The organism is Pseudoalteromonas maris, assembly GCF_049257235.1.
Classification (GTDB): domain Bacteria; phylum Pseudomonadota; class Gammaproteobacteria; order Enterobacterales; family Alteromonadaceae; genus Pseudoalteromonas.
Map to the genome: position 1 here is coordinate 32,838 of NZ_JBMMUF010000008.1, position 25,491 is coordinate 58,328.

Sequence of the window (25,491 nt, forward strand, 5' to 3'; positions counted from 1 at the left end):
AAAAGACCAACATGATGTTGGCCTTTAAACTATTTATTCGTGCTTTGCTGATTATAGGCGTTCAATAACCGCTGCTGTGAAATCAGTTGTGCCGTGCTCTCCGCCTAGGTCGCGTGTAGTACGGTCACCTGTTTTGATAACGTCTGCGACAGCGTTGCGAATGCGATCTGCTGTCTCACCCATTTCTAGGTATTCAAGCATTTGAATTGCAGCAAGGATCACGGATGTTGGGTTAGCCAGATTTTTACCAGCGATATCAGGTGCACTACCGTGTACCGCTTCAAAAATAGCAGCATCTTCACCAATGTTTGCACCAGGCGCCATGCCCAGACCACCCACAAGACCTGCACATAAGTCAGATAGAATGTCACCGAATAGGTTTGTCGTTACAATAACGTCAAACTCTTCAGGGCTCATAACAAGCTTCATACATGTTGCATCAACAATCATCTCTGCTGATTCAATATCAGGGTAACGCTCACCAACTTCACGCGCTACTTTTAAGAATAAGCCAGATGTTGATTTAAGGATGTTCGCTTTGTGAACTGCTGTTACTTTCTTACGGCCTTCACGGCGCGCTAGTTCATATGCAAAAGTAACGATCTTTTCAGCACCTTCGCGGGTGATTTTTGACATCGCTTCAGCTTCGTTGCCATCTTCTGAAACAACTTGACCAAGACCTGAGTACATACCCTGTGTATTTTCACGGATAGTGATGATATCGATGTCATCGTAACGCGCTTTAGTACCAGCAAATGATTTTACCGGGCGCACGTTTGCATAGAGGTTGAACTGCTTGCGAAGCGTTACGTTGATAGACGTAAAGCCTTCGCCCACTGGCGTTGTAAGCGGGCCTTTTAATGTAATTTTGTTACGCTCAATGGCTTCAAGTGTATCAGGTGGAAGTAGTTCACCTGTTTTTTCAAGCGCAGCAAGACCTGCATCAACGTATTCGTAGTTAAAGTCACAACCTGCGGCATTGAGGATTTCAATTGCAGATTCGATGATGCTTGGACCGATGCCATCGCCTTTGATGACGGTAATGGTTTGCTTAGCCATTTGACGTATTCCTTAAAACTGAAAGATATTACCAATCAACTCACATAGCTAATCATTCTAGCGGGCGAAATATGGTGCTCACGGCGTTAAATTTTTTCTATGTAGAATAACTACATAAGAAAAACTTTGCCTTGTTATCACATCATTTATCCAGCGCTATACCTGATCACATATTTAAGATGATTGGTATGAGACCGACACCAAAACATACCGCACATATTGATGTGGGTATTGAAAGCTAAAAGTGGTGGCGGCTAATTTACGTGAGAATTCAGGGGCGATTTATAGCAGTTCACCCCTATTTTTTCCAGTATATCCCATTTAAATATATGTTATACCCAACATAAATATGGTGAATTATGGCGAGATTCAGATGCCATTGGCAGGAGCGCATGACAGTGCGAGTTGTACCAACACGGCTAATTCTTGGTGAGGTCCTTGATGTTCTGTCATTGCTTTTTCTACAACTTGATTCTGCCAAGGTGAAATAGGGTGATTAGGACCGTAAAGGTGAAAAACGACCAGCTTAATGGCCAAGCATAAACGTCCTTGAGCATCTAGCTCATTAAAGGGCAGCTGCTCACTGTGTAGCAGTGCATCGACCCACTGGTTTTTAGTGCCGAGGTGTTCGCTTAAGTAGGCATGTAATGCGTGGTCATCGTAATTGCTGATGCCCAACAGGGCGCTCATTGGCCTTGGGTTGTGCTCATCAAAGGCAAGTTTAAGTGGGTCAAGGGCGAGTGTGCGGGAAAAATGATGTCGTGATTGAGTCAAAAAGAAATTAAAGTAACCCAAATACAGCGCAGCCAATTGTTGCACTTGTACATTAGGCATATTCTGGCTGAGTTCTGATATCACATTCACAGTGCTGGTGATTCGTGCACTAATAAAGTGCGCTAAAGGATGCTGTAAGCGTGATATTTGATGTTCAAAAATTACGCGCGTGATGAAATCCCCGACATTATATAACCCCACCATAGAAAGGGCATGCCTAAGGGTGCTAGCGTGATTTTCAGTACGATTATAACTGGCGGCTTTTTTCATGATCATGGCAACAAGGTCGTGATCTGAAGCGATACACTCTTCAATTTGCTCATAGCTATCGGCAAAGCTCAGATCGTGCATGAGTTGGGTGTAGTTCTTAGTTGGCTCCGAGTGGTGCATTTCGAGACGTTTAACGGGCGCATCAATACGGGAAAACCATGTATCAAAGCTGCCATATTCAACACAGTTGGGTTCATAGTTCCAAACTGGTTGTTCGATGAGACGGTATCGAGGCTTGTCTCCTTGCGTATCCAAAAAGATATGTTCATTGTCAGGATGACGGCCCATATATATAAAGTTGTTATCATCAAAACTGGCACAACTACCAAGTAGCTGTGGACTGAGATAATCAACGACTTTGATACAGGCATTGTATACATCAAGATGATGTGTTGTCTTAAACACCAACGCGCATGCTTTGAAAAAATGTAAGCCTGGCTTATGTGAGGTCGTTGTACAGTAATTTCCTAATAGCTTGGCAAGCGCGACAGTGCGGGCATAGCCATCATGTAATTGCGCATTTTTGTGATGACTAATAATGCGCTGGTATGGCAAAGACTTAGCCAAAATTTGGGTCAGAGCTGGTTGCTGTTGCGAGCCGACATTAAGCATTTTTAAACTTAGTAGCGGGGCGCGTTGATAGCGCTCTTTTTCTTTCCCCTCAAGGGCCAGACCCTGAGCGCGCTTTTTGAGCAAGTTAGTAATGGATAGATCACAGGCGAGTAATGCCATCATCATTAATTGGCAATCGCTCTGTCGATACCCTTGGGATTTACATATTACGGCAAGTGCGCCAACGCGTTTGAGGTGAAGGCGGGTTGCGTAATCAAACTGCATTACCTCACAAGATAATAGCCATTGAAACAACGAGCCTTGCTGCTCATTGAGATTACTGAGTCGCTCACTGAGCACCAATAGTGCGGGGTAGAGGCTTGGCCATTGCGATTTGTCGTTTGCTGCTTTTAGAAACCGAGCAACATACTTGATCAGTTTACCAAGCTCTTGGGTGTGCTTAGGATTGTAAGTCGACTTTGTCATAGTCAAGTTCGGCTTGTTGTCCCCACACTAATAGCTGTTTGTTTTTAAACAATAATCCAGTGCATTCATCCTTGGTAGTAATGCCATCTGCTTTCACATGTTGGGTGCGATAAAAAACGATTTGGTAAATATCGTCACCGCGGCGTTTTACAAAGGTTAAATCAGGGGTCCCTAAGGTATCTAAGACTTCTTCAATATGCATCGGGTTGTTGGGCTCAAGACGAGCAATAAAACGTTTGTTGTACGCTTCTCTGTCTTGCCACACCATGGCACCGGGGTCATCTTTGTACAGTGTCATCACTAACGTAGCGATAATAGCGTACACGCCAATCCCAAGAATTATGTATTTGAGAACCTTAGTCCACATCTATTTTCTGCCTTTGTGCTTGCGTCTCATGCCAGTATACCGAGTATGTTGAAAACACGCTAAATTTGTCGCCCAGATAAGGTAATATGCTCGGCATCTTCGCGCAACCGCAATTGTTTTAGCGATATTCCCAAATCAATATCAGTGCGCAACGATACCAGTGCTAATGCACGTACGTAGTCAGCAAGATTTTTCGTTAATAACGATTGAACTTTACCCTCAGGTTCGCTCTCAAGTGCCTGTTTAACGCTGGGGTAGTCATTGAGTAATAACTTTGCAGATTTGGCGCCTATCCCTGCAACCCCGGGGATGTCGTTCGTCTTGTCACCCACAAGAGCAAAGTATTGCCATAATTGTTGGTGATTAACGCCATATTTGTCTTGCACTTCTTTACTCGTACGCGGCGTCTTATTGAAATAATCAAAGACGATGATGTTGTCGCTGAGCAAAGGCAAATAGCCTTTATCGGTTGAAACAATCACGGTTGATACGCCATTTTTTGCCGCTTTGTACGCCAAGGTGGCGATAACATCATCGGCTTCTTCATTGATAGCACGTACAACGTTAACCTGCGCATTAGTTATGACTTTTGCAAAGCGCCCCAGAGATTTATTTAAATGTTCTGGCATGGGTTTGCGTGATGCTTTGTAATCACTGTAATAGTCATATCGCCAGCTGGTTTCACCGTCAAAGGCGGCAAGCGCATAATCTGGCTTATGCAGATTGATAAGTTTACGAAGTGCATTTTCGGTGCGCTCCAGCGCGTGTTCAATAGCCTGTTGAGACTGAGCGCCATATTGGCTTTCGCATACTGCGTAAATGCGCCGAATAAGATTCAGCGCGTCAATTAACAATAACTGCATTAGGTTTTTATCGTGTAACAGGGGATGTATTTACTGCCGGGAAGTTTCATGCGACCTTGTTTAACAAATGCTCCAAGCAGCGCATCCATTTTTTGCATCAGCTGTGAATCGCCGGATAACTCAAACACGCCTTTTTTCGCTATCGCATGGATCCCTTCTTCTTTTACATTCCCCGCAACGATGCCAGAAAACGCGCGGCGTAAGTCCGCAGCAAGTTGCTGTTTGGGTTGCTCTAACGATAAATTCAGTGACGCCATATTCTCATGAGTAGGCGCAAAAGGCGCTTGGAACTGTGGCTCAATATGTAAGGTCCAGTTGAAGTAATACGCGTCGCCTTGTTGGCGACGATAGTCTCTCACTGATTGCATTTTTGCTTTTAAGGTGCTGGCAACGAGCTCTGGGTCATCGATGATGACTTCGAACTTGTCTAATGCTTCTTGGCCTAGGGTGTCACCAACAAACGCAACAATTTCATCAAAGTATTCTTTACTTTGTGCAGGACCCGTTAAGATCACAGGCAGTTGTTGCACGGCATTATCTGGGTGCAACAAGATCCCAAGTAAGTATAGAAGTTCTTCCGCAGTTCCAGCGCCACCGGGGAAAATGATGATTCCGTGCGCTACGCGTACAAAGGCCTCAAGACGTTTCTCGATGTCAGGCAAAATGACCAATTCGTTGACTATTGGATTCGGTGGCTCGGCAGCGATGATACTCGGTTCAGTTAAACCTAAATAGCGCGCATGGTTGATACGCTGTTTGGCATGGCCAATAGTAGCGCCTTTCATTGGCCCTTTCATTGCGCCAGGGCCACACCCTGTGCATATGTTTAAGCCGCGAAGACCAAGTTGATAACCCACTTCTTTGGTGTATTTATATTCGTCTTCATTAATTGAATGTCCCCCCCAGCACACTACCATGCTTGGGTCGGTATTAACTTGCAGTGCTCCGGCATTGCGAAGCATATCAAACACCATATGCGTAATGGCTTTTGGCTCGTGTTCTTGCATGATGTGATGCTTTTGACAAATAAATAAAATATCGCGAATGACAGAGAAAATATGCTCATGAATACCGCGAATAATCTCACCGTCAACGAAAGCGGTTTGCGGTGGATTAGTGAGTTCAATTTTAATACCGCGCTCACGCACTACCAAACTAATATCAAAGTCTTTATGACTGTCATAAATCTCAGCACTGGAGTCAGTGTGACTGCCCACGTTTAATACTGCCAAGGCACAATTACGAAACAGCCGATAGCGCTCGGCCGATGATTGCTCGAGTAAGTCTACTTCTAATTGGGACAGTAAATTAAGTACACCGGTTGGATTGAGTTGTATTTTCATAGCCTACTCCTTGTACTAATAAAGACTATTGCTTGATTATCAAGCGGTCACGACCACTGTTTTTGGCTTCATACAAGGCATTATCAGCCCTATCGAAAGCACTCAGTGCGGTGTCACTGGTGAGGATCTGCGTTGCACCGATGGAGACGGTGATCTGCACTTGTTTATTTTTAAACTTGAACGGGATAGACCGAATAGTACTGCGCAATTTTTCAAGTGGGCGTTCGATGTGCTCAATACCAACATGAGGCATGATGATGACAAATTCTTCACCTCCAAATCGGGCGATAAAATCAGTATTGCGAATCGCTTTTTTCATCGCACTTGCCAGCACTAGAAGGGTTTTGTCACCCGCACTGTGGCCATAGGTGTCGTTAATAGATTTAAAGTGGTCCACATCTATCACCACTAGACTCACTGGTACATTTGTGCGTTTAACGTGATTGAGTTCGATATCGAGGCGTTCATCGAAGGCCAACCTGTTAGGTAAACGAGTGAGCGCATCTTGCAACGACATCAGGCGTTGCTTCTCGATGGTTGTCTCATAACTTTCAACTTGTTGCTCTAAATCTTTTACGCGTGAGCGCATCGATTGCAACCCTTGTTGCAAAGTATCGCGTTGCTGAGCTTCGAGCTGCTCTTTGTCGACTAACTGCTTGGTCAACGATGCGAGGCGCAATTCAACAGTGCCTTTTAAATCTTCAATGCAGGTTGCTTGCTCAGTATGGGCACTTAACGCTGTGATGTTATCGTCAATTTGGCGGTATACGTCTTTGATTCGCTCATCAATTTGTCGAGATTTATCTGCGGTATTGATAAGGAGTTGTTGTAAATCGGCCAGACTTTGGTTTAGCGCACTGAGGAAGTTTTGCGCTGATTTACGTTCTTGACTCAGGCTGAGGATAATAACACGCATGAGCTCAACACTGGCATTGAGCAGTTGTTCTAAGTCACTGGCATGGTTTATGGCAGTTTTGATATTGGTAACCATGTTTGCCAAATCACCCTGAACGCTAATTTCACTGCACAGCTCCATGAGCTCATCAGAAAATCGACGTACCTCAGCGTTGACTTTGCCAGTAGCGTCATTGTCAGTGACGGCGTCTTTTGCACACAGCACTTCGTCGTAAATGTTTACCAAACGCTCGAATAAAGGGATAAGTCCCATCGGCGTTTTTATATTTACGAGGTGTTTGTTTAGCAACTCGCGCAGGTTACGACGAGACTCGTCAGGGACACCTTTGCGCTGTTGAAGGCGAACACCGGCTTTTTGGATACTCGCTTGTAGCTGAGTAAATTGCTCTTCAACACTGGTTTCATGGCGACTAACAAGTGTCACTAGCTCATCGATAATCGGATTAAGGTCTGTGTATCCAGCGCCTTGTTGCAATAGCCGACGAAAGCCTGCTAAACGATTATCAAGCTCGATATCAATTCCTTTGCATACCAATGACAATTTAGAGATTAATGACGCCAGTGTGGCGACTTGCTCTTGTCTTGTCGTTTCCAGAGACTGCCTTTGAGAGATAGCTGAACTCAACTTTTTTCTTAATGCTTCAAGTTGTCCAGTCACGCCTATATCCTTGGAGATTAATGTATCAGTAAGTGTATATTATATTTTTAGGCATTACCTGTTAAGTCTCGGTTTTTTGTCAATAATTTTTTAGGATTTGTTGGGCTATGTTGGTTGTTTTCAGCCGTCATTGGGGCAAGGCATAGCCTGCGTCGCAGTGTGGTTCTATGGAAGCCTGGTGATAACGCAGTGAAAATTCCCCAATGGCCATCGGACACGATTAAACGCAAACAATTTTAGTCACACACGCTGTTTTGATACCCTTGGAACATTGTAACCAATGTACAGGTATGACGTGAACAAACGCATTTTCGGAGCAAGCCTCTTACTGGCCAGCCAATTTTCTTTTGCAGACACCCAATATCAACTCAATATCACAGACGGCGCGCACCAATTAGGTGATGTGAAAGTAACATTTGATACTACAAGCGCGCAGTATATCGATGCTAAGTTGCCAGCGTGGCGTACAGGGCGATATAGCATTTTAGACCTTGCTAAAGGCGTGCGTTATTTCGAGGCCAAAGATGCCCAGGGCGAAAAACTTAAATGGCAAAAAATCGACAAAAGCACATGGCGTGTATTTGTGCCGAAAGCAACAGAAGTTTCTTTGCATTATCAGGTGTATGCCAATGAATTAGGATTGCGTGCACGGCACATAGACGACAGTCATGCATTTATTGATGCATCAGGTTTTTTTATGTACGCCGAGCAAACGCGTGATGAGCCTGTTTCCGTACAGCTTAATGTGCCTGATGGCTGGCGCTCAGTGTCGGGTATGAAAACAGGTGCTAATGAGCATCACTTCGTTGCCGCTAGTTATGACGTGCTGGTGGACTCTCCCATTGAGACGGGGATCAATGAACTCCATAGCTTCTCTGTTGATAATCGCGATTATGAGCTCGTGATCTGGGGAGAGGGCAATTACGATGCTACCAAAATGGTAGAGGATTTAACAACGCTAGTGCAAACCGGCGATGTCATTTGGGATGGTTATCCGTATCAAAGATACGTATTTATGGTCCATGCGACATCAGGGGCACGTGGTGCGACCGAACATTTGAACTCCACTATTATTCAGCGTCAACGTGACAAGTTTGCCAAACGCGAAGATTACCTTGGTTTTATTGCTACAGCGGCTCATGAGTTTATTCACACTTGGAATGTGAAGGCCTATCGCCCAAAAGGTATGGCTAAATATGATTATGTAGAGCCAAATTACACTAATTTACTGTGGCTATCGGAAGGGTCGACGAGTTATCTGGAAGATCATTTATTACTGCGCGCAGGCTTGATGACTAAAAAAGAGTTTTATAAAGACTTGGCTAAACGTGTAAACCGTCACTTAGAAACGCCAGGGCGCACAGTGCAAAGTGCTGCTCATACCAGTTTCGATAGTTGGATTAACCAAGGTGGGGATCATGCACGTAACTTTAGCACCAATATTTATGCAGAGGGTTCTTTGCTATCGATGGCTTTGGACTTAAAGCTACTGCAAGAATCACATGGCAAAGTGAGTTATCGCGATGTGCATCGCCAGCTCTATAATAAACATCCATTGCCTTATGGTTTTACTGAGCAAGATGTCATTAACATCCTAACAGAGTTAAGTGGTCAAGATTACAGCCAGTGGTGGGCAGACAATGTCACTAGCCCCATGGCACTGGACTTCGATGCGCTGCTATCAAGCGTGGGTCTGCAACGTGTTCCTGCAAAAGACGCTAAACCCATTCCTACACTCGATGTCACCGGCAAGCTAGATAATGGCTTAGTAAAGCTTGACCATGTACGCCGAGGCGGCGTGAGCTGGCGTGCAGGATTGAACGCAGGTGACACGCTTGTGGCTATCAATGAGCGTCGTATAAGTACTGATTTGGTAACCTTGCTTAAGCAATACCAAGTAGGCGAGAGCGTATCAGTGAGTTATTTCCGCCGCGATCGTTTGTATCACGCTGAGGTAATTCTGGGTCAAACCTATGACAAAGATATGGTTATTCAAGCAGTTGATAATCCCACTTCCAAGCAAAAATCGCTGTTCAAAGCATGGATGGGCGTTGATTTAACGCACTAGCCATTAGTTAGGAGGCGTACTCACGAACAATGTGAGTGCGCCCCTGAGCCCCCAGTGACCGCTATTATTGATAAAACCGCGCTCGGATGTTTTACAAAACTGCATATTGTTGCCAAAATTTACTCGGTATCTGAAGCACACCCGTATTAAGCATTATAACTAACAGTTGTTTAGTGCACCTTATCGTAAAGGTTGCACATTTTTGCAAGATGATTTATTCGATGTGTCTAACTAGGAAAATGCATCATGGGTGACAAACTTTCAACATCTGAGCTCTCACAAGACCTTTGTTCCTTATTGCGAAATGCGCATTATCTTTTTGAACATAGTTTTGATGCAGTCCTCATTACTACTTATGATGTTGACGACCCGCGTATCTTGTATTCAAACCCAGCTCACAAGGAGATGAGTGGTTATGACAAGGAAGACTTGTTGCATCAATCTCCGAAAATTTTTCAAGGACCGAAAACTAACAAAAAAATACTTAAACGCCTACGAGAGTGTCTACAGAGATCCGAACCATTCATAGGCGCTGCAATTAACTATAGAAAAGATGGCAGTGAGTATCATGTCGAGTGGAAAATTACTCCGATCCTAGACCAACAGGGTAATGGAATTGCCTACTTATCAATTCAACGAGATCTGACTTTTCTAAAACACTTTCTATCGAGGCTTGTAAGAAGTACAACGACATTTAGAGCCTTTATCAATGAATTTATGGATGAGAGTCAAGGCCCTCGATCACGAGATAAGTTACGACAAATGGCAGGTCAATTTGCGCGAGAGGGTGTGTCGAATATGTCACTGTTTTCATCTGATCTCAGGTCACGCGAAGATAAAGTCATTTTTGGGGACGAGCTATTTTCACTTGGCCAAAAAGACATGGGTGTTATGCCCGTGCATCAAGCAAAAACAAAAATAAGCGCCAGAGAGTACTTGTCAGCAAATCAAGCTTTATTGGACGATGCGCAGCATATTGGTGATATTTTGGCTGACATGTTTACACATATTGAATTTGCCAACCTAGGTCAGAATGTTGATTCAAGCATGAAGATGGTTTTAAAAGAGCTTCAAGAGTTCGCTAATATCATTTTCTACATTGATGAATTTATCGATATATCAACGGTGCTAGGTCAACTTGTTGTCAATGTGAGTAAATCACCAGAATTGTTTAACGAGCAATTTTTGATAACGACCCTACACTCACTCATCGTAGATTTGAATCAGTGGTATCGTAATATTTTTATTGAGCAAACAGCGAGTGATATCCATGAGCTTGATGCCAGTATTCTGAGCTCAGCAAAGCAGATTATCTTCATGATTGACGGGTAAGCTAAATATCATTAGCAAAGACCTGTAGTCAAAATTCAAAAAGCCCAACCGAGCCGCAAGTTCATTCGAACAACCAAAAAGCACATCACTTCTTTGTTTTGCCAATGTCGTAAGACGTTGTCCAAGGTGTTGAGCGTGATAACGATTTACCTGTGTGAATTGACACGTTAGCTGAGCTTTCATCAAGCACAAAGGTGGTGCGCAAGGATGTATCAGACTCTTTTTGTTGCTCAAACCAATCTTTTCCCGGACGTTGTTGATAATCCCACTTCCAAGCAAAAATCGCTGCTTAAAGCATGGATGGGCGTTGATTTAACGCACTAGCCATTAGTTAGGAGGCGTACTTACGAACAATGTGAGTGCGCCCCTGAGCCCCCAATGACCGCTAATATTGACAAAACCATGCTCGGATGTTTTACAAAACTGCATATTGTTGCCAAAATTAAAACACTGTTTTTTAATCAATAATCTGGCCTATGAGTGTTCAACGAGAACGGGCATGTGTGGTGGAGAGTGAATGTGCTGAGTCAACGAGGTTTTACGCTAATTGAAATGGTGATAGTGATCGTGCTGTTGGGGGTTTTGGCGATAACGGCAGCACCAAGGCTTATCACGATTACAGATGACGCAACCGACTCTACCTTCGCTGCCACTGTGGCCGCATATAAAGCTGGGATACAGCAAGTTCATCTAAATTGGCTCATGCGTGGCGATGGTGTCGCGCAGCAAGACTTCATTAAGATTACTGATCCTGAGGTTGGGGGGGATTTAAGTATCAATAGTTTCGGTTACCCCGCCGACACGCGAGGAACTAGTCTTACTCTAAATTCTCAAGGAGACTGTATTGATGTATGGAAAGCCATACTTGTAACTACTAACGTGACCGTCGGTAGAACCAGTGAATTCGACTTCAAAGCAACGTATAACGGCTCTCAAAAATGCACTTATGAGCTGTCAAAAGATACATCAAAAAAGATATTTTATGACTCGCTGACAGGTGAAGTGACCTTTACCCAGTAAAGCCCATGGCAGGGTTGTAACAGCGGGCGCTAGTCAGGAGTGCGTTGCGCGCCTTTTTACCGTAAAAACGCCAGCACATATTAAGGTGCTGGTCGCAATCACAGTGACTTATTCGTTATTTCTTATCACTTTTTTGTTTTGCCAATGTCGTAAGACGTTGTCCAGGGTGTTGAGCGTGATAACGACTTACCTGTGTGAATTGACACGTTAGCTGAGCTTTCATCAAGCACAAAGGTGGTGCGCAGAGATGTTTCAGACTCTTTTTGTTGCTCAAACCAACCTTCGCCCAGACATTGGCGGGTAAATTCCACTGCTTGTTGATGCACTGCGAGGGCACTTTCTTTGTCGGAGTATGCATTTTGGCAGCTATAGGCATAGGTGGTGTTGTTTAATGCGCTAATTTGGCAACTATCACCGACAAGGTGATATTTCGCTTGCCAGCTATCCATAAATTTAGATTGTGTACGGGTTAGCTTAAGACCATCAAACTGATTGTCATATGCAGCCATTAAGCCTTGAATTTTTTCACAGGGACTGAGGTTATCGACCGCTGCTTGCTGTTGCTTTTGCACAGGACCCGCGCAACCTGCGGTAAAAAGAAGTGCCGCGACAGCGGGATAAAATGCTTTCATGCCAATAAGTTCCTTATATTTGATTGCCGTAGCATACCCAATCAATAGGCGCTATGGCAATCATAATGAGCATAGCTAAGCGTGTTAATGCCTTGATTGTAAACGCGCTACTACATCAGTGAGTGATAATCCTTGGCGTTGCAATAACACGATTAAGTGGTACAACAGATCAGCAGCCTCATCGGTAAGTTCGTTGTTGTCATTTTTCATTGCCGCCAATGCGACTTCTACACCTTCTTCGCCTACCTTTTGGCAACTTCGGCTTAAGTCTTTCGCAAATAACGATGCGGTGTAACTGCTTTGTGGATCGGCATCTTTGCGCTCAACAATGATTTGCTCAAGTTCCGCTAAAAAGCCCAAACTCGGTTTAGCATCGCCAAAGCAACTTTGCGTCCCTAAATGACAGGTCGGCCCATCAGGGTAAGCCATCACTAAAATGGAGTCTTGATCACAGTCGGTGTAAATCGCTTCGACATGCAAAAAGTGTCCAGAGCTCTCGCCCTTGGTCCATAAGCGCTGTTTTGAGCGCGAGTAAAAAGTGACTTTCTTGTGCTCCAATGTATGACTTAACGCCGCTTGATCCATAAAACCCTGCATCAGAATTTGTCCGGTGGCAAAGTCTTGGACAATGGCAGGGATCAACGGGGATTTTGAAAAATTGACGTCGCTGATATTGTTTAAATCTATTCGCATAATCGAGTCGCTATGTTGTTTTGGGCAAGGTGTTGCTTTAACTCACCCATATTAATGATGTTCTTGTGGAAAACGCTGGCAGCAAGGGCACCGTCAACATCTGCTTGTATAAATACGTCACTGAAATCACTGATTTTACCAGCGCCACCAGAGGCAATCAGTGGTACGTGGCAAATGTCTCTTACCTTTGCGAGCTGTTCAATATCATAGCCATTGCGTACACCATCTTGGTTCATACAGTTTAGTACGATTTCACCGGCGCCTAGCGCTTGAACTTGCTCAACCCACTCTAAGGTGTTGTATCGCGTGCGCGAAGAACTGTTGGGATCCCCTGTAAGTTGATACACCAAGTACTCACCGGTGGCACTGTCATAAAAGCTGTCAATGCCGACCACTACACACTGCTTGCCAAACTCATCATGGAGCTCTTTGATAAGTTCGGGGCGCGCGATAGCAGGACTGTTGACGCTTATTTTGTCAGCGCCACTTTGTAGCACACGGGCCGCATCTTCAACCGATTTAATGCCGCCTGCTACACAAAAAGGAATATCGATATTCCGGGCGATGTGCTCAACCCAATTCACGTCTAACAAGCGTTTCTCAACGCTGGCGCTGATTTCATAAAACACTAATTCGTCAGCACCGGCATCACTGTAGGCTTTGGCTAAGTCGAGAATGTCGCCAACGATCTCATGACCTTTAAATTGTACGCCTTTGACGACTTGGCCATCTTTAACATCCAAACAGGGGATTATGCGTTTTGATAGCATGCCAATGCCTCCTCAACTGTGAATGCGCCATCAAGTAATGACTTGCCTAAGATCACCCCTTGAGTACCAATTTCTTTTAAACGGCGAATATCCTCCAAAGAGCTGACACCGCCGGACGCTTGCACTTTTAGCGCGGGGTTGTGCGCGTGTAATTGTTCATATAGCGCGAAAGATGGACCTGTCATGGTGCCGTCTTTACTGATATCGGTGCATAAGAAGTCAATAACACCCAACTGAGCATAAAAATCGACAAGTTCAAACAAAGAGACATCACCGCTTTGTAACCACCCATGCGTCGCTGGCATCCAGCCTTGTTCGGTTTTATTCACATCTAAGGCAATAACAAAGTGTTGAGCACCGAATTGGTTTATCCATGACGCTACTTCTTGCTTTTCGTTAACGGCCTTGGAGCCAATAACGACTTGTGCAGCGCCTGCCTCTAGCCATTGCGCTACGTCTTCGCGGCTGCGAATACCACCACCCACTTGATAACCGACAGTTAACGCTGCAGTGGCTTGTTGAATTTGTCGCCATTGCTTTTTATCTGGATCTCGGGCACCTTCTAAATCCACCAAATGCAGCTTTTTTGCGCCTTGATTTTGGTACTCCATTAAGCGCTGCGCTAAGTCGAAGGGGTAGAATTGTGCAGTATCATATTTGCCTTGGTACAAGCGTACGATTTGCTGTTGTAATACGTCTAATGCTGGGATGATCATACTGCGTCCTTAAACCTGCCAGTCGATAAAATTTTGAAGAAGGCGCGCGCCCACTTTAGCGCTGCGCTCGGGGTGAAATTGCATGCCTGCATAGTTATCCTTGGCGACAATGGCTGAAAAGCGTTGACCATATTCGCTCGTTGCTAAGGTTGCCTCGTTTGGCTGGTGGGCGAAGCTATGAACGAAGTACACCTGTTCATCTTCTTTGATGCCTTTGGTTAGAGCGTGCTGCTGAGTAATACTGAGTTTATTCCAGCCCATGTGTGGCGCACTCAAGTTACCTACCTCAAGTTCGCTGACTTCGCCTGGGATAATCCCCAAACAACGAGTATCGCCCTCAGCGGTGTGCTCACATTGCATTTGCATACCTAAACAAATTCCAAGTAGTGGGCGTTGAAATTCATTGATTGCCTGTTGCCAACCCCCGTCAATAAGTCGCGCCATCGCAACTTTAGCGTGGCCGACACCGGGTAATACGGCTCGTTCGTATTGGCTTAATTGTTGGGCGTCACTTATTACATCGACGCCAGCGCCTAAGCGTTCAAACGCAAAGCGCACAGAGTTGATATTGGCACAACCAGTGTTGATGATAGCAATCATAACACCCCCTTGGAGCTGGCTGTTTGCTGACTCGCGTCTTTGGCAATGGCCATACGCAGGGCACGAGCAAACACTTTAAACAACCCCTCAACTTGATGGTGACAGTTGCCCTCAGACACACTGAGTATCAGTGACATTGCTGCATTATCACTGAGACTTTTGAAGAAGTGCTCGACCATCTGTACATCGAGATCCCCCGCTTTTTCACGAGTGAAATCGGCATTTAATACAAATGATGCGCGTCCTGACAAATCAATTTGCGCTTGTGCCTTACACTCATCCATTGGCAGTGCAAAACCATAGCGGGCAATTTGTGATTTGGTGCCGAGCGCTTGGCGCAATGCTTGGCCAAGTGCGATGCCAACATCTTCAACGAGGTGGTGTTCATCTATGTGTAAATCGCCCTTGGCTTGAATATCTAGGTAGATATTGGCATGAGTGCGAATTTGATCGAGCATGTGATCAAAAAAGCCAAGCCCGGTGCTAATGTCACCACTTTTTGTGGCGTCCAAATTCACGCTGACCGAAATTTGCGTCTCTTTGGTGTCGCGCTTAACTTCGCCGTGGCGATTTTGTGTCGTTAGCTGGGTCACAATTTGTGGCCAATTGTCTGCATACAAAATCCCCTGCATACATAAATTTTCAGCCAGTTGAATATCTGTTTGACGGTCGCCAATCACATAGGAATTAGCAACATCAACTTTGCCAGAGCGCATTAAATCCACCAGTAAACCAGTTTTTGGCTTGCGGCATTGGCAGTTGTCGCTATCAAAGTGCGGGCAAATTAACACATCCTCAAAACGCACCCCTTGCGAAGTGAAAATATCCATCATTTTGTCGTGTGGTAAATCAAAGTCCGCTTTTGGGTAGCTATCAGTGCCCAAGCCATCTTGGTTTGACACCATGACCAAGGTGTAGCCGGCGTTTTGCAGGGTGAGTAGGGCGGGGATCACACCGGGCAAAAATGCTAATTTTTCAAGGCTGTCTACTTGTTTGTCAACGATGGGTTCTTCAATCAAGGTGCCGTCGCGGTCAATAAATAAATATGGATTGCTCATTGTTATTCCTGTTTAGGGCCTTGTTATTGATTGTCATTAGTGAGTGAGTCGAGCCATGCTTTTACTTCACTTAGTTCTTGCTCACTGCCAATAGAAATACGTAACCAGTTATCTTGGCCGTATAGGGTAAATGGGCGCATGACCAAGCCGCGTTCGTAGGCGCGGGTGATAGCGCTTTTATCGTGTAATTGCAGGGTGACAAAATTTCCCTCACCACTGAGCACCTTGTTAACCGCAGCACTTTGTTGCAGCCATTGGCTTAAGCGTTGCTTCAACGCATTCAAAATACCTACTTGACGTCGCATTGACACAATGTTCGAGGTGCTTAGTGCCTGAGCGGCAATGTCGGCAACGACACTGGCCACAGGGTAGGGCGCGAGTACTTTACGAAATGGCGCTAACAAGGCCTCACTAGCTAAAGTAAAGCCGGTGCGCAAACCCGCTAAGGCAAATGCCTTGGAGAGTGTGCGCAGCACAACAAGATTATTGAAATCGTTGATTAACGATACCGCACTTTGCTCGGGGCAAAATTCAATGTAGGCCTCATCAACAACGACAATCGCCTTATCTTGCAATTGTGTGGCGATAGCCGCGATTTTTTGCGTGCTCACCATGGCGCCTGTAGGGTTGTTAGGATTACAAATAAACACCAATTTCGAGTCGCCAATTTGCGCAACAATGTCGCTGACATCGCTTTGTTGTAACACCTCTTGGCTCAGAGCATTGATAGCAACGTTGTGGGTGTCGGCGGTGACTTTGTACATGCCGTATGTTGGCGCAAACAAGGCAATGCTGTCTTGGCTTGGCGTGCAAAATGTACGGACCAACAGCTCGATACCCTCATCGGCACCGCGCGTCATGACGACTTGTTTTGCACTGAGGCCAACATACGCACTGTAGGCATTAATGACAGACTCAGGTTGTGGGTCCGGATAGCGATTAAATTCAGTGCGGCTGAGTTCATACGCACGTGTATACGGGCTTTCATTGGCATTGAGCCAAGTAGTGCCGGTTAGCTTTTCGCTTTTTGCCGAGCTATAAGCTGTTAATTTATCGATGTTTTTTGGTAATACATTGCTAGGGAACTGTGCCGTCTCGGTTGCTTGTGTAGTGTTGTTTTCGTTGCTCACTGTTTGTCTCCTAAGCGAATTCGAACGGCATTGGCATGAGCTTCAAGACCTTCTGCTTGTGCCATAGGGATAATTGATTTAGCCAAATCAGCAAGACCACTTTTGGTGACTGTTTGCACTGTGTAAGTGCGGTAAAAGTCGAGCAAGCTCAAACTTGAATACACTTTAGAGTAGCCATAGGTGGGCAACACATGATTCGTGCCCGAAGCATAGTCACCTGCTGATTCAGGAGTGTAGTCACCGACAAATACCGAACCAACGTTTTTAATTTTGGGTAATACTTCAGCACTTTCGCCAAGTTGTAATATCAAGTGCTCAGGACCGTATTCGTTAGATACTTCAACAGCTTGCGCTATGCTATCTACTTTGATGAGTGCGGAGTTTTCCATCGCAGCACGAGCAATATCAGCGCGCGGCAATAGCGCTAGTTGCTCTGTTAACGCCTGTTGGGTAGCGCTAATAACTGCCTCGCTATCGCTTAGTAAGATAACCTGTGAATCAGGGCCGTGCTCTGCTTGTGAGAGCAAATCAGCGGCGATGAAATCCCCATTGGCGCGGCTATCTGCTATCACTAGTACCTCTGAAGGGCCTGCAGGCATATCAATCGCAAGCCCAGGAACGAGTTGTGCGCACAGTTGCTTGGCCATAGTTACGTAGGCATTACCTGGGCCGAAAATCTTATTCACTTTTGGCACACTCTCGGTGCCATAAGCCATAGCCGCAATCGCTGGCGCACCGCCAATTTGCAGTACTTGCTTAATGCCACACAGTTGCGCTGCATATAAAATGGCAGGATGAATATCTGCATCGCCTTTCACAGGAGTGGCGAGTACTACCGTTTGTGCGCCGCTGATCTGTGCTAACACACCTTGCATAAGCACTGACGAGGGCAATGGTGCACTGCCGCCTGGTACGTATATTCCTACCGCTTCAATTGCTTGGTAGCGCAGTTCGCAAGCAACACCAGGCTGGGTACTCAAACTCATATTCTTAGGCACTTGAGCAAGGTGGAAACGACGAATGTTGTTGTATGCCTGTTTAATGGCATTTTTGAGTTCATCGCTTAGCGCATCTTGTGCTTGTTCGAAATCCTCGGCACTACACAAAAGCGGGGCATCCGTTGGTCTTGCATCAAAGGCATTGGCATAGTCACGAAGTGCTGCATCACCTTGCGTTTGAACCTGCATCAGGATCTCAGCACACACAGGGCGTACATTGTCAGCAGCGCTAACAGCAGGGCGCTGTAATAGTGCCTGTTGCTGCTGGTCGCTGAGCGTATTCCAATCAATCATGGTCTCTTACTCCATCATTTTTTCGATAGGCATGACTAAGATTGAATTAGCGCCAAGGGCTTTGAGTGACTCCATTGTTTCCCAAAACAAGGTCTCGCTGCTCACCATGTGCAAAGCAACATAGTCGTCACTGCCAGCCAGAGACAAAATTGTTGGCTGCCCCGTACCAGGCAGTAAGGCACAAACGTCATCAAGTTTCGCCTTAGGTGCGTGCATCATAATGTATTTGCTTTCTTTGGCTTTCCTTACTCCGCGCAGGCGTGGCATTAATTTATCGATGAGGGCGAGTTTTTGGGGATCGTTGAGGTCTTGATTTTGAATAAGGCAAGCGTTGGACTCCATGATGGTCTCACCTTGCATTAAACCGTTCGCTTCCAATGTAGCACCCGTTGATACTAAATCACAAATAGCGTCAGCAAGGCCTGCACGAGGTGCGACTTCAACAGAGCCTGTGAGCATCACCACACTTGCATCAATATTTTCACGTTCGAGGTATTTGCTGAGGACCTCGGGGTAGGTGGTGGCAATACGTTTGCCCGCAAACCAGCTCTTGTCTTGTACGCCGAACTCTTGAGGCCACGCTAAAGCGAGTCGACAATAGCCAAAGTCCAAGGTAGAGAGTTTTTTCACCGTGCTGGCGTTACCACCGCGAGCACGCTCTGCTTGCACTTCTTCAAGCACGTTCTCACCGACAATACCAAGATCACAGACACCGTCCATGACCAAACCAGGGATGTCATCATCACGCACACGCAGTACATCGATTGGCATATTTGTGGCGTGCGCGATTAAGCGCTGCTCGCGCAAGTTTAGTTTTACGCCCAGTTGTTTAAGTAGATTCTGGCAATCTTTGGATAGGCGCCCTGATTTTTGAATGGCGATACGTAAACGGTTGTTGTTGCTCATAATTCATTTTCCTAAGTATTAAAAACTAAAAACCCCGAGGAATCCTCAGGGCGAAAATGAATGTTATGTATACTTCGCGCCAGAGGTTCCTTTTAAGAATAACCCCCCAGCGAAAAGACCTGACAGGCTATTCGGTGATGTGGTGATGATGATGAATAGTTGTCAGTAAAAACGTCATGGTGATTTCTCTTGGCGAATAATAAAACGATATTGTCGTTAACTTGGGTAATAGATAAACATATAACCGATGAGTCTTGCAACTGTTTTTTACATAAAATTAAAGCATAAGCTATAACTGCCGATACTATTTACACGTATACTTGTATTTAACGGCAAGAGTTGAGGAACATTTATGGATATTATGATCCCATTTCTGGGCCAGATCACACGTCTTGAGGTCCAGCATAAAGGCGCATTTCATGTCGCCGGTGTGAAAGATTCGAAGGTGCAAAAAGTGCGCAATGACTTGCGTCGTGCTAAGGATCAACGCGGCATGGAAACGTTAGTTGAAGACAAAGACGAGGTGGCAGATAAAAAGTCAACACGACTTGATACCTGGGCCTAATCAACTTACCGACAGACCCACTGTACACGCTCTTATATTCATGGCGCTTTTGAGCTATTATCGGCGTTCGCTCGAATAATCAGCCGCTTGCATGACCATAGAACAGTTTTTTTCCACAACAGGCCCACTTGCGCTCGCTATCAAGGGCTATCAGCCTCGTCAGGCGCAAATCGACATGGGCAAAGTCTGTGATTTGGCATTGAAAAATGGCGAACAGGTGGTCGTTGAGGCCCAAACGGGCACAGGAAAAACCTTCGCATACCTCATTCCAGCGCTGACCAATAAAGGTAAATACATCATCTCAACAGGGTCTAAAGCGCTCCAAGAGCAGCTTTATCACCGAGATTTGCCAACCGTATATAAAGCACTTAAAAGCACCAAGAAAAAAGCGTTACTCAAAGGGCGTAGTAACTATGTGTGCCACTATCGCTTAAATCAACATGTCGCTCACGTCCCCAGTGATGACCCCGATATCATGCACCAACTGGCCATGGTCGCTAAGTTCGCAACCGAAACGCGAAGCGGTGATATCGCCGATTGTGCGGGTATTGAAGATGATGCCAAAGTCCTGCCATACGTTACCTCAACTGCCGATAATTGTCTGGGTAAAGAGTGTCCCGATTTTGATGCGTGTTTTATCCGAAAAGCACGACTCAAAGCCGCAGAAGCAGATATTGTGGTCATCAACCATCATTTGTTTTTTGCCGACATGGCAATCAAAGAAAGTGGTTTTGCCGAACTGTTGCCAGGGGCCGATGGTTATGTTTTTGACGAAGCGCATCAATTAGCTGACATTGCCAGTGATTATTTTGGTGAGACGGTCTCAACGAAAAAAATATTCTCCTTTATTACCGATGCCCGCATGCTCTATCGCACAGAGCTAAGAGATATGCTGCAATTGGGTAAAACCTTAGACAAACTAGAATCGGCAACCATGGATTTACGTTTGCAGTTACCTCACGACGGTGGGCGTGGGGACTGGCGACAAATGCTCAGTTCTAAACCTCTTTGCGATGCGTTGCATCGGGTTACAAAAGATCTGCAGTTTCTCAATCAAGTATTGAAATTGTGTATTGAACGAAGCGAGCTTGTTGAGCCAATGCTAGAGCGATTAATGTCGCTTATTGGTCAATTTGATCGGGTGTTTGACGTATCACCTCGGGGTTACAGTTATTGGTATGAAACAAGCCGCAAGCATGTAAGTATTCATATCACCCCCCTAAACGTGGCTACAAAATTTAAAGAGATGCTCGCTGAGCGTGATGCTGGGTTTATATTCACTTCAGCGACGCTCTCAGTGAACGACAGCCTTGCGCATTTCAGTGATGCGCTTGGGTTAACACCCAGCCACACAATGATGTTGGCGAGTCCTTTTGATTATCAGCAACAAGCATTGTTCTGCTTACCGCGTTATTTACCCGCGGCTAACTCTGAAGATATGCCAAGAGCCTTAGTTAAAATTTGTCAGCAAGTAATTAAGGCTGCGCAGGGGCGTTGCTTTTTACTCTTCACCTCATATCGGGTGATGTATATGGTGGCTGAGATCTTGTGTCAACAAATGGAGTATCCGGTGTTTGTGCAAGGGCAAATGTCCAAGCGATTGTTAATTGAACGCTTTACTCGCCATGGCAATGCGGTGTTAATGGGCACGGCATCCTTTTGGGAAGGGGTCGATGTGCGTGGCAGTGCCCTTAGTTGCGTTGTCATCGATAAATTACCCTTTGCCGCTCCCGATGATCCTCTTTTGCAGGCGCGTATGATGGAGTGTGAGCAAGGTGGAGGCGATCCGTTTGCGCAAATTCAACTGCCTCGCGCTGTTATTGCCCTGAAACAGGGGGTCGGTCGTCTGATCCGAGATAGCCAAGATCGCGGTGTTTTAGTATTATGTGACAACCGTGTGGTGACACGAGATTATGGTCAAGTGTTTCTCAAAAGCTTGCCGAATATGCGCCGTAGTCGTGACATGGATGAAGTTAAAGCCTTTTTATCAACGATAGAGTAATTATGAGCCAAACTATCCTTGCCCTTGATGCTTCAACAGAAGCGTTATCAATCGCTTTATTGCACAACGACACGCAATATCACTTTTTTGACGTGTGTCCACAGCAGCACGCTCAACGTATCCTTGAAGAGGTTGATAACCTGCTAAAGCAGGCACAATGCGACATTAGCGATGTGGATGTTATTGGCTATTGTCAGGGCCCGGGAAGTTTCACTGGGGTGCGCATCAGCGTATCAGTGGCCCAAGGCTTGGCGTTTTCAAGCAACATTCCAGTGGTCGGCGTGTCGTCTTTAGCGATGATGGCACAACAAGCGATAGAGCAAGGAGCGCAGCACGTCTTAGCGGCAATAGATGCGCGTATGGGAGAGGTATATCTCGGTGCCTTTACTGTCGTCGATGGCATAGCGCAACTGCAAGGTGAACAACAGGTTATCAAACCTGAACAGGTAACCAATGCCCTCGAGCATGCAACAGCCGTTGGTACGGGCTGGCAAGCTTACCCAGAGCTGTTGAGCTCTGTCGATGCTCTTGAAGCCGACCCATCAATCACGCTACCTGACAGCCGCTTTATGCTGGCGCTTATCAAAAAGGGGTTGGCGGATGGGTTAGCGACATCAGCAGCACATGCTCAGCCTGTGTATGTGCGTGACACAGTGACCTGGAAAAAACTACCAGGGCGCGAGTGATATTACCCTAACTCGTGTTGCGTTAACGACAGCACGCTGCGAGATACCCGCACCTTGTCCTCAATGGATGACCTAGCGCGAGTATCTCGTTAACTCCCAGCGCAACGCTCTTTTAAGTGCGCGAGTAAGCGCACGAGTCCAGACACGCTATTTCTTACACTTTGTATAATATTTGTCCGTGAAGTATTGCACGGATGTAAGCTTTGTATCAAACTTAAGTGGTTATCACTTATACCAACGCTTATGACCATTCGCGCCATCACACAATCCGTTCAACCGAACCCTTCTGTAAATCCGAAGGCGGGCAGTGCACGTGTAGGTCAATCACAGCAACAAACCCCAACACCTAGGCAAGATCAGGTTAATGACTCGCAGCAAGGGCGAGCGCTAGCAGACAGTTTATACCGCAAAACCATCTATGATCAGCCCCAAGATAGCCGCACCAGTAAAGCCATTTCAACCTATAAAGAATATGCCTATCTCGAGCGCCGAGAAGAAGTCAAAGCGATGTTAAATGTCAGTGTCTATGCGTAAATCTCGTCCATAAGTTGTGGACAAAATCGTTCTCAAGCGCTAAGTTATCGGTAAATAAAAATAATAATAAGTTATTAGTTGTGCAAAACCACGTTTTTGATGTTTTTACTCGTGGAGCAGCCAAACTTGCCGCAAATACGATTGTTTTGTCGTTGCGAGAGGGATACGTAGCCTTGATACCATTTTTCGTCATGGCGGCGTTAGTCTCTTTGGTTACTCATATTCTTGGCCAAGCAAATCTCTCGGGTTGGTCAGGCTCAATTTCTTCGTTCAATACGCTAATTTGGGCGTTATTTCCAATCGTCACATTATTTTCGTTTAGCTATTACCTTGCTAAAAACCTCAAACTCAACACCATTGCGTTGCCTATTTTGGTGTTTATCTGTTTCTCATTTTCAACTGATTACCTATTTGTTGTTGATAGTACAAGCTTAGGTATCAACTATCGCTCTGGCGTGCTTTATACCATTTTAATGCCCATTTTTTGCTGCTATTTGATGCGCACCATGTTGGCCTCGCGATCGTTTCGCTTTTTACCCGTTGATAATGCCAGTTTGTTTTTAGTGAAACACCTCAATTTGATGTTTCCCTATTTTTTAGTATTGATCGCTTCAGCCGTAATTTTTCCTTTATTGGACGAGGTGTTTAATTTAATTAAAGCGGCGTTTTTTATGCCCGACGAATTGCTCAGTAGTAATGAAAAGCTGAGCTTACAAATTATTGGCTCGCATCTTTTATGGCTAGTCGGTGTCCATGGTGATAACGCGTACTATATACTCAGCGCCCCTCAGTTAAGCCACTACACCATGGATTTTGGTTTAGACAACATGAGTTATTTAAACAGTTTTGTGTTGTTAGGCGGTGCTGGGTGCATGTGGGGTTTGGTGATAGCGTGTTGTTTGCAAGGACATAAAAGTTATGAATCCTCTATCGCAAAATTAGGAGCGCCTTTAGTGCTGTTTAATTTGAGTGAAATACTCATCTATGCGCTGCCTATCGTCTTTAACCCTTACTTTCTGATCCCCTTTATACTTGCGCCTTTAACCAATGCATTGCTAAGCGATATGGTGTTTGCAAGTGGCCTTATAACACTTGCCCCTGATGCCAATGTGCCATGGTTTATGCCGGTATTTATAAACGGTTTTCTTGCCACCAACAGTGTAGGTGGAGCACTATGGCAAGCGGTATTAATTGCTATTAACGTACTTATTTATTTGCCTTTTGTTAAAGCCCATCGAGATCACAGTATCTCTGGCCGTGAATTGGATGTGTTGGTTAAAAGAGTGAGTACAGGGCGACAATTAGAACGACAAATCGCCACCCAGTTTGCCAAAAGAGACAGTGAAAAACTCATTGAACAGCAGGCGCTTACAAAAGCTATTGCAGCGCTTGATGAGGGCACCTTGTGTTTATATTATCAACCCAAAGTGTGTAAACACACCGAGCAAGTTCTCGGTTATGAAGCACTGTTGAGGTTTAAGGATGCTAAGGGTAACGTAGTTGCGCCATGGTTCATCGATATCTTAGAGCAATTTGATATGATGGACGTAGTCGACAGTTATGTGATTGATCAGCTTGAATTAGACTTACAGCAATTTAAGCGTCATAACTTGCATCCTAAAATTAGCTTCAATATCTCCCCTAAAAACCTCATTAATCGCCGCTACAAGCGCGTTATTAAGGCGTTTAGCAAGTTCCCTCAGCAGGTCGAGGTGGAAATTCTCGAGTCAACTTATATTGATGATTTTAATCGGACCCAAGAAATAGTTGGGCTGTTACAACAACAAGGAATACGGTGCGCGATTGATGACTTTGGTACGGGTTATTCCTGTTTGCATATCCTGAGTAAGTTAAACGTGGATACGATTAAATTAGATAGGAGCCTACTGCCTCTCGATAGTGAAGACAAAGCAATTCATTTGTATGAAAGCTTAACGCAGATGTGCAACCAACTTGGTTTTGAGGTCATCGCTGAAGGGATCGAAACTGAGTTTCATAAGCGCTTTATCGCGCCTCTAGCTGTTAGCCAATTACAAGGATATTACTTTGATGAGCCACTGCATCTAGAACAGGCAATGAGGCAGTTTGCTACTCATGCAAGCATACCTAAGCGAGCCAGAGCAGGATAATACCCATTGAATTAACTTGTTGTCGTAAAAAGTAAAAAAGCCGCTCTTGGAGCGGCTTTTGAGTCTTCAGT

At 45.3% G+C, this 25,491-nt stretch carries 23 protein-coding genes; 8 read left to right on the forward strand and 15 right to left on the reverse strand.

Annotated elements, in window-relative coordinates:
- Positions 1–51 precede the first annotated feature (51 nt).
- From AAEU32_RS11860 to AAEU32_RS11885, 6 genes are all read right to left on the reverse strand, one after another.
- Positions 52–1,059 (reverse strand): isocitrate dehydrogenase, encoded by a 1,008-nt coding sequence (locus AAEU32_RS11860; RefSeq protein ID WP_421970742.1) that lies wholly within the window; start codon positions 1,057–1,059, stop codon positions 52–54.
- A 369-nt stretch (positions 1,060–1,428) separates the two neighbouring features.
- Positions 1,429–3,141: a hypothetical protein gene (locus AAEU32_RS11865; protein ID WP_421970743.1), complete on the reverse strand. Its 1,713-nt coding sequence runs from the start codon at positions 3,139–3,141 to the stop codon at positions 1,429–1,431.
- Positions 3,116–3,508 carry a DUF3192 domain-containing protein gene (locus AAEU32_RS11870; protein ID WP_421970744.1) on the reverse strand — a complete coding sequence of 131 codons (393 nt, stop codon included), beginning with the start codon at positions 3,506–3,508 and terminating at the stop codon, positions 3,116–3,118. The genes AAEU32_RS11865 and AAEU32_RS11870 overlap by 26 nt, the downstream gene beginning before the upstream one ends.
- A gap of 59 nt (positions 3,509–3,567) precedes the next feature.
- Positions 3,568–4,371, reverse strand: coding sequence for a flap endonuclease Xni (gene xni / locus AAEU32_RS11875; RefSeq protein WP_421970745.1), 804 nt, complete (start codon positions 4,369–4,371; stop codon positions 3,568–3,570).
- Positions 4,371–5,714, reverse strand: a complete 1,344-nt coding sequence (gene ppnN / locus AAEU32_RS11880) for a nucleotide 5'-monophosphate nucleosidase PpnN (RefSeq protein ID WP_421970746.1) — start codon at positions 5,712–5,714, stop codon at positions 4,371–4,373. The genes xni and ppnN overlap by 1 nt, the downstream gene beginning before the upstream one ends.
- A 25-nt stretch (positions 5,715–5,739) precedes the next feature.
- Positions 5,740–7,305 (reverse strand): GGDEF domain-containing protein, encoded by a 1,566-nt coding sequence (locus tag AAEU32_RS11885; protein ID WP_421970836.1) that lies wholly within the window; start codon positions 7,303–7,305, stop codon positions 5,740–5,742.
- 262 nt (positions 7,306–7,567) lie between these two features.
- Between AAEU32_RS11885 and AAEU32_RS11890 the strand changes: the two genes are divergently transcribed.
- From AAEU32_RS11890 to AAEU32_RS11900, 3 genes are all read left to right on the forward strand, one after another.
- Positions 7,568–9,355: a M61 family metallopeptidase gene (locus AAEU32_RS11890; RefSeq protein ID WP_421970747.1), complete on the forward strand. Its 1,788-nt coding sequence runs from the start codon at positions 7,568–7,570 to the stop codon at positions 9,353–9,355.
- A 246-nt stretch (positions 9,356–9,601) separates the two neighbouring features.
- The gene (locus tag AAEU32_RS11895; RefSeq protein WP_421970748.1) at positions 9,602–10,687 is read left to right on the forward strand and encodes a PAS domain-containing protein; all 1,086 of its coding nucleotides are present in this window, start codon (positions 9,602–9,604) and stop codon (positions 10,685–10,687) included.
- A gap of 519 nt (positions 10,688–11,206) precedes the next feature.
- A complete protein-coding gene (locus tag AAEU32_RS11900) occupies positions 11,207–11,707 on the forward strand; it encodes a type II secretion system protein (RefSeq protein ID WP_421970749.1) in 501 nt (166 codons plus the stop codon).
- 125 nt (positions 11,708–11,832) lie between these two features.
- On the opposite strand, the gene AAEU32_RS11905 is transcribed toward AAEU32_RS11900, so the two are convergent.
- The 9 genes from AAEU32_RS11905 to hisG all read right to left on the reverse strand — a co-directional run bounded on the left by AAEU32_RS11905 (position 11,833) and on the right by hisG (position 19,504).
- Positions 11,833–12,339 carry a hypothetical protein gene (locus tag AAEU32_RS11905; RefSeq protein ID WP_421970750.1) on the reverse strand — a complete coding sequence of 169 codons (507 nt, stop codon included), beginning with the start codon at positions 12,337–12,339 and terminating at the stop codon, positions 11,833–11,835.
- A gap of 84 nt (positions 12,340–12,423) precedes the next feature.
- Positions 12,424–13,032 carry a bifunctional phosphoribosyl-AMP cyclohydrolase/phosphoribosyl-ATP diphosphatase HisIE gene (gene hisIE, locus AAEU32_RS11910; RefSeq protein WP_421970751.1) on the reverse strand — a complete coding sequence of 203 codons (609 nt, stop codon included), beginning with the start codon at positions 13,030–13,032 and terminating at the stop codon, positions 12,424–12,426.
- Positions 13,023–13,802, reverse strand: coding sequence for an imidazole glycerol phosphate synthase subunit HisF (hisF, locus tag AAEU32_RS11915; protein ID WP_421970752.1), 780 nt, complete (start codon positions 13,800–13,802; stop codon positions 13,023–13,025). Before hisF ends, hisIE begins: the two co-directional genes overlap by 10 nt.
- On the reverse strand, positions 13,784–14,518 hold the full coding sequence (locus AAEU32_RS11920) for a 1-(5-phosphoribosyl)-5-[(5-phosphoribosylamino)methylideneamino] imidazole-4-carboxamide isomerase (protein WP_421970753.1): 735 nt from the start codon (positions 14,516–14,518) through the stop codon (positions 13,784–13,786). Before AAEU32_RS11920 ends, hisF begins: the two co-directional genes overlap by 19 nt.
- A gap of 9 nt (positions 14,519–14,527) precedes the next feature.
- Positions 14,528–15,118, reverse strand: coding sequence for an imidazole glycerol phosphate synthase subunit HisH (gene hisH / locus AAEU32_RS11925; protein WP_421970754.1), 591 nt, complete (start codon positions 15,116–15,118; stop codon positions 14,528–14,530).
- Positions 15,115–16,176, reverse strand: coding sequence for a bifunctional histidinol-phosphatase/imidazoleglycerol-phosphate dehydratase HisB (hisB, locus tag AAEU32_RS11930; protein WP_421970755.1), 1,062 nt, complete (start codon positions 16,174–16,176; stop codon positions 15,115–15,117). Before hisB ends, hisH begins: the two co-directional genes overlap by 4 nt.
- A gap of 23 nt (positions 16,177–16,199) precedes the next feature.
- The gene (gene hisC, locus AAEU32_RS11935; protein WP_421970756.1) at positions 16,200–17,306 is read right to left on the reverse strand and encodes a histidinol-phosphate transaminase; all 1,107 of its coding nucleotides are present in this window, start codon (positions 17,304–17,306) and stop codon (positions 16,200–16,202) included.
- Positions 17,303–18,598: a histidinol dehydrogenase gene (gene hisD, locus AAEU32_RS11940; protein WP_421970757.1), complete on the reverse strand. Its 1,296-nt coding sequence runs from the start codon at positions 18,596–18,598 to the stop codon at positions 17,303–17,305. The genes hisC and hisD overlap by 4 nt, the downstream gene beginning before the upstream one ends.
- A gap of 6 nt (positions 18,599–18,604) precedes the next feature.
- The gene (gene hisG, locus AAEU32_RS11945) at positions 18,605–19,504 is read right to left on the reverse strand and encodes an ATP phosphoribosyltransferase (RefSeq protein ID WP_421970758.1); all 900 of its coding nucleotides are present in this window, start codon (positions 19,502–19,504) and stop codon (positions 18,605–18,607) included.
- Positions 19,505–19,856: 352 nt separating this feature from the next.
- Between hisG and AAEU32_RS11950 the strand changes: the two genes are divergently transcribed.
- The 5 genes from AAEU32_RS11950 (at position 19,857) to AAEU32_RS11970 (ending at position 25,420) form a co-directional block, all read left to right on the forward strand.
- Positions 19,857–20,069, forward strand: a complete 213-nt coding sequence (locus AAEU32_RS11950; protein ID WP_421970759.1) for a hypothetical protein — start codon at positions 19,857–19,859, stop codon at positions 20,067–20,069.
- A 91-nt stretch (positions 20,070–20,160) separates the two neighbouring features.
- On the forward strand, positions 20,161–22,071 hold the full coding sequence (gene yoaA / locus AAEU32_RS11955) for a DNA repair helicase YoaA (protein WP_421970760.1): 1,911 nt from the start codon (positions 20,161–20,163) through the stop codon (positions 22,069–22,071).
- Entirely contained in the window at positions 22,071–22,757 is a 687-nt protein-coding gene (tsaB, locus tag AAEU32_RS11960; RefSeq protein ID WP_421970837.1) for a tRNA (adenosine(37)-N6)-threonylcarbamoyltransferase complex dimerization subunit type 1 TsaB, read from the forward strand. Before yoaA ends, tsaB begins: the two co-directional genes overlap by 1 nt.
- A gap of 243 nt (positions 22,758–23,000) precedes the next feature.
- The gene (locus tag AAEU32_RS11965; protein ID WP_421970761.1) at positions 23,001–23,291 is read left to right on the forward strand and encodes a hypothetical protein; all 291 of its coding nucleotides are present in this window, start codon (positions 23,001–23,003) and stop codon (positions 23,289–23,291) included.
- 80 nt (positions 23,292–23,371) lie between these two features.
- Positions 23,372–25,420 carry an EAL domain-containing protein gene (locus AAEU32_RS11970; protein ID WP_421970762.1) on the forward strand — a complete coding sequence of 683 codons (2,049 nt, stop codon included), beginning with the start codon at positions 23,372–23,374 and terminating at the stop codon, positions 25,418–25,420.
- Positions 25,421–25,491: the final 71 nt, after the last annotated feature.